11 protein-coding genes are annotated in these 11,223 nt (G+C 58.8%); 7 read left to right on the forward strand and 4 right to left on the reverse strand.

Annotation, left to right across the window (positions count from 1 at the left end; translation table 11 throughout):
* Positions 1 to 4 precede the first annotated feature (4 nt).
* Positions 5 to 1,045 carry a rod shape-determining protein gene (locus tag ACUZ9Q_RS00655; RefSeq protein ID WP_022659878.1) on the reverse strand — a complete coding sequence of 347 codons (1,041 nt, stop codon included), beginning with the start codon at positions 1,043 to 1,045 and terminating at the stop codon, positions 5 to 7.
* A gap of 226 nt (positions 1,046 to 1,271) precedes the next feature.
* On the opposite strand from ACUZ9Q_RS00655, the gene ACUZ9Q_RS00660 reads away from it, so the two are divergent.
* The 4 genes from ACUZ9Q_RS00660 (at position 1,272) to ACUZ9Q_RS00675 (ending at position 5,732) form a co-directional block, all read left to right on the forward strand.
* A complete protein-coding gene (locus tag ACUZ9Q_RS00660; protein WP_449247145.1) occupies positions 1,272 to 2,231 on the forward strand; it encodes a TIGR01212 family radical SAM protein in 960 nt (319 codons plus the stop codon).
* Between the two features lie 473 nt (positions 2,232 to 2,704).
* On the forward strand, positions 2,705 to 3,361 hold the full coding sequence (locus ACUZ9Q_RS00665; RefSeq protein ID WP_209818513.1) for a GntR family transcriptional regulator: 657 nt from the start codon (positions 2,705 to 2,707) through the stop codon (positions 3,359 to 3,361).
* A 67-nt stretch (positions 3,362 to 3,428) separates the two neighbouring features.
* The gene (locus ACUZ9Q_RS00670) at positions 3,429 to 4,664 is read left to right on the forward strand and encodes a dicarboxylate/amino acid:cation symporter (RefSeq protein WP_227118454.1); all 1,236 of its coding nucleotides are present in this window, start codon (positions 3,429 to 3,431) and stop codon (positions 4,662 to 4,664) included.
* A 12-nt stretch (positions 4,665 to 4,676) separates the two neighbouring features.
* A complete protein-coding gene (locus tag ACUZ9Q_RS00675) occupies positions 4,677 to 5,732 on the forward strand; it encodes a GntG family PLP-dependent aldolase (RefSeq protein ID WP_233483598.1) in 1,056 nt (351 codons plus the stop codon).
* 92 nt (positions 5,733 to 5,824) lie between these two features.
* Here the strand turns inward: ACUZ9Q_RS00675 and ACUZ9Q_RS00680 are convergent, their stop codons facing one another.
* Positions 5,825 to 6,949 carry a TOBE domain-containing protein gene (locus ACUZ9Q_RS00680; RefSeq protein ID WP_192113547.1) on the reverse strand — a complete coding sequence of 375 codons (1,125 nt, stop codon included), beginning with the start codon at positions 6,947 to 6,949 and terminating at the stop codon, positions 5,825 to 5,827.
* 154 nt (positions 6,950 to 7,103) lie between these two features.
* On the opposite strand from ACUZ9Q_RS00680, the gene modA (ACUZ9Q_RS00685) reads away from it, so the two are divergent.
* From modA (ACUZ9Q_RS00685) to ACUZ9Q_RS00695, 3 genes are all read left to right on the forward strand, one after another.
* Positions 7,104 to 7,871, forward strand: a complete 768-nt coding sequence (gene modA, locus ACUZ9Q_RS00685; protein WP_192113548.1) for a molybdate ABC transporter substrate-binding protein — start codon at positions 7,104 to 7,106, stop codon at positions 7,869 to 7,871.
* A gap of 145 nt (positions 7,872 to 8,016) precedes the next feature.
* On the forward strand, positions 8,017 to 8,694 hold the full coding sequence (gene modB / locus ACUZ9Q_RS00690; protein ID WP_192113591.1) for a molybdate ABC transporter permease subunit: 678 nt from the start codon (positions 8,017 to 8,019) through the stop codon (positions 8,692 to 8,694).
* Complete coding sequence (locus tag ACUZ9Q_RS00695) at positions 8,694 to 9,443, forward strand: ATP-binding cassette domain-containing protein (protein ID WP_233483599.1); 750 nt, start codon at positions 8,694 to 8,696, stop codon at positions 9,441 to 9,443. Before modB ends, ACUZ9Q_RS00695 begins: the two co-directional genes overlap by 1 nt.
* 85 nt (positions 9,444 to 9,528) lie before the next feature.
* Here the strand turns inward: ACUZ9Q_RS00695 and modA (ACUZ9Q_RS00700) are convergent, their stop codons facing one another.
* Together modA (ACUZ9Q_RS00700) and ACUZ9Q_RS00705 are read right to left on the reverse strand one after the other, a co-directional pair.
* Positions 9,529 to 10,314, reverse strand: a complete 786-nt coding sequence (modA, locus tag ACUZ9Q_RS00700; protein ID WP_449247146.1) for a molybdate ABC transporter substrate-binding protein — start codon at positions 10,312 to 10,314, stop codon at positions 9,529 to 9,531.
* A 39-nt stretch (positions 10,315 to 10,353) separates the two neighbouring features.
* On the reverse strand, positions 10,354 to 11,223 hold the full coding sequence (locus ACUZ9Q_RS00705; RefSeq protein ID WP_449247147.1) for a CoB--CoM heterodisulfide reductase iron-sulfur subunit B family protein: 870 nt from the start codon (positions 11,221 to 11,223) through the stop codon (positions 10,354 to 10,356).

Genomic DNA, 11,223 nt, shown 5'->3' on the forward strand with positions numbered 1-11,223 from the left:
GGTTCTAGTCGATGCACACTTCTTTAAGAATGTGCAGGTTGTCCAGCGCTTTGCCGGTACCCACCACAACCGTGGACAAGGGATCGTCCACAACAGTAATGGGCAACGAGGTTTCTTCGCGCAGCAGTTGGTCAAGGCCCTTGAGCAGCGCGCCGCCGCCCGTGAGCACAATGCCTCTGTCCACAATATCCGCCGCCAGTTCAGGCGGGGTCTGTTCCAGGGCGATGCGCACAGCCTGAACAATACTGTCCACCTGTTCAGAAATGGCTTTGCGCACTTCTTCAGAGGTGATGATAATATTCTGCGGAATACCCGTCACAAGGTCGCGTCCCTTGACTTCGATCTGCTGTTCCGGATCGAGCGGATAGGCGGATGCGATCTTGATCTTGATTTCTTCAGCGGAAGATTCGCCGATGAGCATGTTATACTTGCGCTTGACGTGGGTCATGATGGCTTCGTCCATCTTGTCGCCGCCCACGCGCACAGAGCGCGAGTACACAATGCCCGAAAGGGAGATGACCGCCACTTCAGTGGTGCCGCCGCCGATATCCACCACCATGTTGGAGGTGGGTTCCTGAATGGGCAGATCCGCGCCGATGGCCGCTGCCATGGGTTCTTCGATGAGGTACACTTCACGTGCGCCAGCGGACTGGGCCGACTCTTTCACGGCGCGCTTTTCCACCTGGGTGATGCCCGTAGGTACGCAAATCATGATGCGCGGGCGCACAAGACGCCGCGAATTGTGAACCTTGGCGATAAAGTGGCGCAGCATGGCCTCGGTAACTTCAAAGTCGGCGATAACGCCGTCCTTCATGGGGCGGATAGCCCAGATGTTGCCAGGGGTTCTGCCCAGCATGCGCTTGGCATCGTGCCCAACGGCAAGAACTACATTGTTGCCGCGCGGGTCTTTTTTGACCGCAACCACAGAGGGCTCGCGCAACACAATTCCCTGCCCCTTGACATAAACGCAGGTGTTGGCTGTGCCAAGGTCAATGGCCAGGTCATTGGAAAACAATCCTAGTGCGAAATCCAGAATTTTGGACATTACTCTAACTTGCCTCGCTGTGCTGGTGTGCTACCTTACCGTCATGTTGAAACAACTCCCGCACCCGGCGAGGCGAAGAGGCCTGGAGTGGGGGCGCTGTTGGAATTGGTAACGTCAGGCTGAAAACTGTTCTGCTAAAACTGGCATGAAGTCAAGACGGTGGACGCAGGGTTAAAATATTTGTCCCGCCGGAAGGCGCGGAAATAAGCCTTCAAGGGACGCAAACATGCAGCGCTGGCATACTCTGGCCGCTTATTATAATCAACGCTACGGCAGCCGGGTGCAAAAAATTCCACTTGACGCCGGGGCCTCCTGCCCCAACCGCGACGGTACGCTTTCGTTTTCCGGCTGCATGTTTTGCAATGCCAATGGATCCGGCTCTGGCCGTGCAAAACAGGGCGATTCCCTACTGCAACAGTGGAATTACTGGCGCTCCATATATCTGCGGGACGACCCCAATACGCGCTTTATTGCATATCTGCAATCCTTCTCCAACACGTATGGGCCATCAGAACGCCTGCAACAACTGCTCCAAACCGTTCGGCAACTGCCCGGCTGTTTTGGAATAGCCGTGGGAACCCGCCCCGACTGTCTTGATGACGAAAAGCTCGACCTGCTCGCAGCCCTTGATTGCGACCTCTGGCTGGAATTGGGCCTGCAAACGGCCCATGACCAGACCCTTGCCCGCATTAACCGGGGCCATTCCGCAGCCAGCGCTGAAAATGCCGTGCGCATGGCCGCTGCGCGCGGTATTGCCGTATGCGCTCACCTCATGGCCGGTCTGCCCGGCGAAGATGAAGGACATTTTCTGCAAAGTCTGGAATGGGCGCTCTCCCTGCCGATAAGCGGTCTCAAACTGCACAACGTTTACGTGCCCAAGGGGACGGAACTTGCCCGCCAGTACACCGCAGGCCAGTACCACCCCCTCTGGCGCGATGAATATGTCGATCTTCTCTGCGCCGCCCTGCCGCGCATCCCTTCGCACATCGTCATTCATCGCCTCCAGAGCGACCCGGCCCCCGGTGAACTGCTGGCCCCGGCCTGGGCCACGGACAAACGCGGCCTTCTGGGAGATTTGCGGCGGGCGCTGGGGACGAGGGAGTTGTGGCAAGGGAAGTTCTGCGACTCCCCCGAGGTGTGTCCGGCGGTCTTTTTGAGCGTTGGCGGCGTCAGTGTGGATTTTTGATCGGGTCGAGTACCATTGGAGTATACTCCCCTCACAAAAAGCCACACTTCCTTGCCAGTGCCCAAAAATCCTCGCTGGACACATTGGTATCTTGGGTTGGTGTGTCTTCTGCTTCAGGAGTGATTTTGCCCGGGTCGAGTACGGTCAGCGCTGCTGTCTTTATCCGTAGCTTCCTTTGTCGCAACGGCTAAAGCGAGTACACTCCCCTCGCAAAAATAACTACTTCCTTGCCAGCGCCTAAAAATCTTCGCCGGACACCATAAGTTGCCTCTGGGGGGCTTGTTGCGTCATTAACGGCTTTGCTTAGCTGGTTCCACAGGACCTCCTGTTGGTTTCACTTGGTGTTGCCGCAAATCTACTCGTTTTTTTCTGGTCAAAAAAACTCCACCCCTTTGTAATATTATAGGGTTAACATGCTGGAGCCGTCCTGCGGCGTATGGACATTTATTTGGCTTTATGCTGGTATACCAGTTATGAAGCAGACAAACACCAAGGCATCTTCCACAGCGTATGAGGCCATCCGTTCCATGATCGCGCAGGGGCAGCTCAGCCCCGGCGAAGAACTGTCGGAACGCAGCCTGGCTGAAAGCCTGCAACTTGGGCGCACGCCAGTACGCGAGGCCATCAAGGATCTGTGCAGGGAGGGCGTTCTCATGAGCGTTCCTCTGCGGGGCACCTTTGTGCAGCGCCTGTCTGTGGAAGACCTGAAAGAAATCCACGAGGTGCGCCTGGCGCTCGAAGGCATGGCCGCCAAGCTGGCCGCAGAAAAAGGCGGCAGCCCTGAGCTGCGCGCCTGCCTTGCCGAGCTTCAGGCCCTGCCCGATGGGCCGGAGCTTGATACCTTTGAAGCGCAGCGTATCGGCTGGGACTTCCACAAAGCCATATTTCAGGCCGCTGGCAACACGCGGCTGGCAAAACTCTATGCAGACGTGCGCGTACAGAACTCCTTGGCCATGCAGCGCGTCAAAAATTACGATGCAGAACGGACACGCGTGGTGATCAAGGAACATATCGCCATTGGTAATGCCATTCTGGATCGCAATCAAACACTGGCTCACCAGCTTGTCTGGGATCATCTGCAAAAGGCCATGGAAACGAAACTGCGCTCACTGCTTGCAGTTCTCGGCTAATCCTGACCGCTGAGCATCACAAGACGTTTTACGTGCAAGGAACAGAGGGGGAAGAGAGGCGATGGAAATGACAAAAACCAGCAAAAAGCGGCCCATTCCGCTGCCAATTCAGATGGTGCTCGGCCTTGTTCTGGGCATTGTGTTCGGCTTTCTCGCGCCGCACTTTTCCCAGGCCCTGGCCCCGGTGGGTACGGCCTTTGTGCAGGCCATCAAGATGATCGTGGTGCCGCTGGTGTTCACGGCCATCACCCTTGGCATCTACCAGATGGGCAACAGCGCCAAGCAGTTGGGTAAGGTTTCCGTTATCAGCCTGCTCTATTTTTTCATTGCCACGGTGGTTGCGATCATCATTGGCCTTGCCCTCAACGGCATGTTCCACCCCGGTGTGGGCGTCAACTTGTCGCACACCGCAGAACTGCCCAAGAACATCAATACCACGGTCAACTGGACAAAGTTTTTCCTCGACATGATCCCCTCCAACGTGTTCGCGGCCATGTCCGGCACCAACCTTCTGCCAGTGCTGGTGTTTGCAGTGCTGCTGGGCCTTGCGCTGGCCTCCACCGGCAGCAGGGCAAAGCCTCTGGTTGATGTGCTGGATGCCCTGATGGGAGCTGTTTTCAAACTCACGGGCTGGATCATCGCCCTGTCCCCCATCGCCATTTTTGCCATCATTGCCTGGCTGTTTTCCACGCAGGGCATGCACACCATTTTGGCCCTGCTCAAACTGGTATTGGTCATGTATCTGGGGCTTGGCGTACTGCTGGTGCTGTTTGCCATTTTGATGCTCTGCATTGGCGAGCAGCCCCTCAAGACCGCCAAGGCCGTGAGCGAACCAGTTATTCTGGCTTTTGCCACACGTTCGTCAGAGGCGACACTGCCCCTGCATATGGAAAAGCTGGTGGAAATGGGCGTTCCCAAGGCCGTGGCCTCGGTGGTGCTGCCCCTGGGCTACGCCTTCAACCGCGACGGCTCCATCATGTATTTTGCGCTGGCCGTGGGTTTTCTGGCGGATGCCTATAACATTCCCCTGGACCCCAGCACCCTGCTTTCCATCATCGTGGTGACCACGCTTGCCAGCAAGGGCAGCGCCAACGTGCCCTCCGGCGGTCTTGTGGCCATTGCCATGGTGCTGACCACCATCGGCATTCCTGTGGAAGCCCTGGCCATCATCGCGGGTGTGGACGCTTTTCTGGACATGGGCCGTACAGCCGTCAACGTGGTCAGCAACACCGTCGCGGTGAAGCTTGTCATGCGCTGGGCGGGCATTGCCTACGAACCGGTGGAAGAAACCGCTGAAGTCTAAAAGGTGACATTCATGCCTGTAGTCGATCTGCGCAGTGATACCCTGACCGTTCCCACCGAGGCCATGCGCTCCGCCATGCGCGAGGCCGAAGTGGGCGATGACGGCCGTGTTGACGCGGAAGGGCGCGGCGGCGACCCCACAGTTAATCGGCTGGAAGATCATGCCGCCGAACTGCTGGGCAAGGAAGCCGCGCTTTTTTGCCCGTCGGGAACCATGGCCAATCTTGTTGCGCTGGCTACGTGGTGCGAGCGTGGGGATGCTGCGGCTCTGGAGCCGGACCTGCATGTGTTCCGCACCGAAAAGTCGCCCTTCATGGAAAAGTTCCTGGGCGTTCAGCCAGTGTTTTACACGCGGGATGCGGAGGGCATGCCCGAAGTCGCGTCCTTTGCATCCGCCTGCGCGACGCCGGACGTCAAGCTGGCCTGTGTGGAAAACAGCCACAACTTCGGCGGCGGCATCTGCGTGTCGCTGGCACGGCAGCAGGCGCTCGCCGTTACGGCCCGTAAGGCGGGGATTCCCGTGCATATGGACGGCGCGAGGCTGTTCAACGCTGCCGTGGCCCTCGGGGTGGATGCCGCTCATCTGGCCGCCTGCGCGGACAGCGTGATGTTCTGTCTTTCCAAGGGGCTGGGCGCGCCCTTCGGTTCTGTGCTGTGCGGAACGCGCGAGTTTATCGCCAAGGCGCGTCAGACGCGCAAGCTGCTTGGCGGCGGCATGCGGCAGGCGGGCATTATGGCGGCTGCCGGGCTGGTGGCCCTGCGCACGGGTATTGAGCGCCTTGCGGAAGACCACGAAAACGCCCGCCATCTCGGCGCGGCGCTGGCGGCCTATGACGAGTTTGTGCTCACGCCTGTGCAGAGCAATATTGTGATGCTGGATATAAGCGCTTCCGGCAGGTCTTCAGAATGGTTCGAGCAACAGCTTGCGCCTCTGGGGCTGCTGGCAAAGGGCATGGGCAAGGATCACCTGCGGCTGACAACCTACAGTGGCGTGGGGCGTCAGGATATGGCGCGAGCCATTGAGGCCTTTGAGCGCTTTATGGAAGAAAACCGCGCCCTGTGGAAGTAAGACCTGCCAGTAAACTGCCGCTGAAATAAACAACAAAGCCGCGCCGATGGTCATAACGACTGTCGGCGCGGCTTTGTTTGCGAGTTTGCTGGCTAATCTACGGTGAGAATGACGGAAAAAGCCTTGAAAAATACCGTTACAGTCTGCCCGGCCACAAGATTGATGGGGTTTTCCGGCCCACAGTTGCGCAGGGCGCAGACCTGACTGCCTTCGCCAAGCGCCACCAGAATTTCGGCCACCATTTCATCTTCCCGTACCCGTTCCACCACGCCTGTAAAGCAGTTCTCCGCCGGAGGGGAGCTTTTGGGCGAGAGTTCTCCACCCTGCACCAGCACCCAGGGGGCCTTGATGCTGGCATTGACCAGCTTGCCCTCATTGAGGGCCAGGGTCTTGGCGCTTTCGTCCGTAATGAGCGAGGCCACGCGCAGACCGCCTGCGGTGCGCAGCACCACTTCTACCAGCAGCCCGCTCTGGCGCAATGAGGTTATGCGCCCCTGAAAGACGTTGCGCGCACTGGTTTTCATGGGTCGCTCCCTTTGCAGTTGTTCGCGCAGCAGACGTTTGGCCTCCTGCGGGTCGCAGCGGACAATGCCGCTCTGGCCGGGCGCGGATCGCCGGCCAAGAAAAATATCCACCACGGGCAGGGGCAGGCCTTGCCTGCCCAGCTCAAGGGCGCGGGTATGGCGCAGGGCGCGGGCGCTCAAAAGGCCCTTGGGCAGGCCGCAGGCCGCACCGCACTGTTGCAGGCAGCGGCGCACATAACTGGCGTCGCAGCGCATGAGCTCGCGGGTTTCAGGAAACAGCGCCGGGTCTTCCAGCACGCGCTTGAGGCGGCGGCTGATGGTAAGCGGCAGGGGAACCTCGCGCCCTGGGGCCTCATTGCTGCCCGGCACATGGATAACGCCGTCCTGAAAATCAAGGTGCGCAGGCATGATCTCAAAAATTTCCACAAGCCGCAGGGCCGCGTAGCGCAGCAGCATGAAAATCAGCCACATGCGCAGGCGGGGGCGTTTTTCGCGCGGGCCACGGGCGGCGCTGGCCCGTTCCCACAGCCATGTTTCCACGGCCAGCAGCTCGCGCGGGCTGATGCGTCCTGTATCCTGCAGCAGAGCGGCAGAGTCCCGCCGCATAAGGCGTTGGCGCAGCCATGCCCTGTCTGCGGAAGAGAGGGAGCGCAAAAGCGCGGCCATTTCCTCACGGTTTTTGTTTTTTTCCATGCTGATTCCCGTCAGTTTTCCTGCCTTATACAAGTAAAACCCTTTTGTTGTACAGTGTTCACGCTTTAATCAAAAAACGTGACTGTATTGCTCGCCTTCAAGGGTTCTGTACTGTTGGCGTATAAACCGCGCTTCTGGCGCACGGAGGAATTTCATGAAAAAGACTGCATACGCTCGTGGGGCCTTTTGCCGCATAGCTTTGGCGCTGGGTTGCGTGGCCCTGCTCAGCCTTCCCGTTCAGGCTGCGGAAATGACCGTTTCTGCCGCTGCCAGCCTTACCAATGCCTTTAACGAAATCAAGGGCGTGTTTGAAAAGAAGCACACCGGCTTGCAGGTGCACACCAATTACGCCGCCTCCAATCCGCTGCTCAAACAGATTCAGGAAGGCGCGCCTGTAGATGTTTTTGCCTCTGCCGATCAGGGCACCATGGACAAGGCCGTGGCCGCCAAGGTTGTCGACCCCGCTACGCGCAAGAATTTTGCGCTCAACGACCTGGTGCTTATCGTGCCTGCTGGCTCCAAAAAGCCCGCCAAGCTTGAAGATATCAAGGCCTTCAAGCGCGTTGCCATTGGCAATCCCGATTCCGTGCCTGCCGGGCGCTACACCAAGGACGCGCTGAACACCGCCAAATTGTGGGAAGCCGTGCAGCCCCAGCTTATCATGGGCAACAGCGTGCGTCAGGTGCTGGACTATGTGGCCCGCGGCGAGGTTGATGCCGGTTTTGTTTACCGCACCGATGCCAAGCAGCTGGCGGACAAGGTTGAAGTGGTCATGATTGTGGAAGGCCACGACCCCGTGAGCTACCCCATTGCCGTTGCCACCACCGGCAAGGATGCCAAGATGGGCCAGGAATTTCTGAATTTTGTGCTTTCGCCTGAAGGCCAGGCAGTGCTTGCCAAATATGGCTTTTCCAAACCATAGCACATGAAGGCGCGGCCCGTGCCCTTGCGCGCCGGCCTGCAATGATGGATTGTGCTTACTGGCGGTTGCCGTTTTGGCAGAATCGGCAGCCGCCTTTATTATTTTTTACGACGGATATGGTCGGCGGCAGGGGGCAGAGTTGGAAATGGATTTTGACCTGGGGTTTATCTGGAGCCCGCTGGAGCTTTCGTTGCGCGTGGCGGGAGCGGCTACGGCTGTTTCCTTTGTTATGGCAACGCTGGCGGCCTGGCGGCTGGCCCGCAAAAAAGGCCCCATGCCCGCCCTGCTGGACGCCCTGTGTTCGCTGCCGCTGGTGCTGCCCCCAACGGTGCTGGGCTATTACCTCATCTTGCTGGTGGGGCGGCGCGGCGTTTTTGGACATGGACTGGCGGAACTGGGCATCAACCTGATTTTTTCCTGGCAGGGGGCTGTGGTTGCAGCCACTGTTGTGGTTTTTCCGCTTATCTACAAGTCAGCCCGCGCGGCGCTGGAGCAGGTGGACAAACATCTGGAAGACGCGGCCCGCACCCTTGGGGCCTCGGAATGGCGGGTGTTTATCAGCGTATCGCTGCCATTGGCCTGGAAGGGCATTTTTGCGGGCATCATGCTGGCCTTTGCGCGCGGCATGGGAGAATTTGGCGCAACCCTGATGATTGCGGGTAATATTCCCGGCAAGACCCAGACCCTGGCCCTCGCCATCTACGATGCCTTTCAGGCGGGCAATGACCTCCAGGCCTCCTGGCTTGTGTTTGTTACCTCCGCCGTGTGCGTGACCCTGCTGATGGCGGCGGAACTGCTTGTGAAACTCAAGAGGCGGCGCTGATGATCTCGTTGCGGCTGGTAAAAAGTTTCAGGAACGGGGTTACGCCCTTCAATCTGGACGTGCGCTACGATATCGGCGACGAGCACAAGTGCGCGGTGCTTTTTGGCCCTTCCGGTTCCGGCAAGTCGCTGACCATGCAGTGTCTGGCGGGGCTGACAAGGCCTGACGCAGGCCATATCCGCATTGGCGACTGCACCTTGTACGATGATGCACAGGGCGTGTTTGTTTCTGTGCAGAAGCGGCGTATCGGCTACATGTTTCAGGATTACGCCCTGTTTCCACACCTGAGCCTGTTGCAGAACGTGGCCTATCCGCGCACTGGCTGCTGGCCCTGGAAGGTGCGCGGCGAGGAGCGCGACAAGGCGCAGGCCATGCTGGAACGTTTGGGCATCGGGCATCTGGCTGCCCACCTGCCCTCGCAGATATCCGGCGGGCAGCGGCAGCGCGCGGCTCTGGCGCGGGCGCTCAATGCCGACCCCTTGCTTCTGCTGCTTGACGAACCTTTTTCCGCGCTTGATCCTTTGCTGCGCGAGCGCCTGCGCGAAGAACTGCTCGAACTGATGGCCGATCTGACCATTCCCGCCGTGATCATCAGTCATGACCCGGACGATGTGGATACTTTTGCGGGCGGGCTTGTGCTCTATGACCGGGGCGGCGCGCGCACGGTGCCGGATTATGCCGATCTGCGCAAGAATTTTGCCACAGCGGGCAAGTGTCTGCGGCATTTGCAGGAGCAGGAGGGGGCCTGAACAGCATGCAAAAAAAACATGTGCCCTATGCAAAAGGCCCCTGCTCGCATGACGGACAGGGGCCTTTTGCATTATGGACCAATGTTTAGCGATTGGCCGCTTCCAGACCTGTGTCGTCAATAATCTTGGAAGATTGGGGTGAAGCGAGGTACTTCAGCAGGGCCTTTGCGCCTTCCGGATTTTTGGCCCCCTTGACCATGCCGGCGGAGAACAGCGTTACTTCCTGAACGGCTTCGGGGATCAGGCCCACAATATGGATACCTTCAATGGGCTTGAGTTCGCTGAGTTGCTGAAAACCGATCTCGGCTTCGCCACGGGCCACCACCTTGCCCACAGGCTCCGCAGGGATCATGCGGGCCTTGTCCTTGAGGGCATCCGCAAGGCCCAGCTTGGGAATCAAAACGTTGGAGATGTACTTGCCGCTGGCGCTGTCGGAATAGGCAATGCTTTTGGCGTTGAGCATGGTCTGCTTCAGGGCTTCTACGGTCGAGATATCAGGGGTGGGGGCTCCGGCCTTTACAGCCAACGCAACTTTGGAGCGCGCCAGCAGTACCGTACTTGACGGATCGACCTTGCCTTCCTTGACCAGCTTGTCGAGCGAATTGCCCACCATGATGACCACGTCAATGGATTCCCCGCGTTCCAGACGCTGGGGTATGGCGTTGTGGGTATCGCCCATGGACGGTCCCCACGCGGATTTGAGGGTATCGCCCGTGGCTTTTTCAAACTCCGGGCAAAGCGCCTTGTAGGCGGCTGCAAAGCCGCCGGAGCTGACAACGCTGATTTCAGCAGCGCTGGCAAGGCTCGCAAGGGCCAGTAAAACCGTGCCGCATACAGTCAGACATACAGACCTGAGTATCATTTTCATCATGCTTCCCCTTGGTACGATTATGATTGATGGCGCTGTCTGCTACAGCGAAAGAACTTTTTTCAGCCCATCGGGGGCCACAATGAGCCTGTCCAGGCCCAGAGAATCAGGCGCGGCTCCCAGTGCAATAGCCAGCAATTGCGGCAGGTGCAGCGCGGGCACCGAGGCATTGCTGCCTGTCACGTCAGCGGCATTGCCCTGATACATGTCCAGTTGCATCTGGCACAGGGGGCAGGGCGATACAACGCAGTGGGCCCTGGCTTTGGCGGCGTCTGTAACCAGTGACGAGACCATCACCATGGCATCATGTTCTGCCGGGTACACCGCATGGAAGCCGCAGCAGTCGAGGCGGTGGGCATAGGGCACCGGCGTAGCGCCAAGAGCGGTAACGATATCTTCCAGGCTGTGCGGCGTGCGCGAGCTTTCAAAGCTCATGATTGGTTCGGGCCGCACGCTGTGGCAGCCATAAAAGCAGGCCACGTTCAGTCCCGTGAGGGGCTTTTTGACCTTTGCCTTGAGGGCTGGCAGGTCTTTGGCGAGCTCCCACAGAAGGGTCGTGACCTCAACTGTGCCTTTGTATTCAAGATTGGCAGCCGAAAGCCAGTGGTTTGCCTGATCTTTTTTGCCATGGTCAAGCTCGGCCTTGGCAGTGCGCAGCATGAGGGCGCAGGTGCTGCACGCGGTGATCACCGGTGCGCCGATCTGTTCACCCAGCGCCAGATTGCGGGCATTGGCCGCCAGAGCTTCATTAGGAGCTATGTCCTGCACATGTGACGCGCCGCAACAGCTCCAGCCTGGTATTTCCACCAGCTCCACGTCCAGCAGCTTGGCGCTGGCCTCCAGGGCTGTACGTGCTTCGCTGGCAGCAGCATTCAGCACACAGCCGGGAAAAAAAGCATAACGCTTCAGCAT

It is taken from the genome of Desulfovibrio desulfopostgatei (assembly GCF_053570645.1).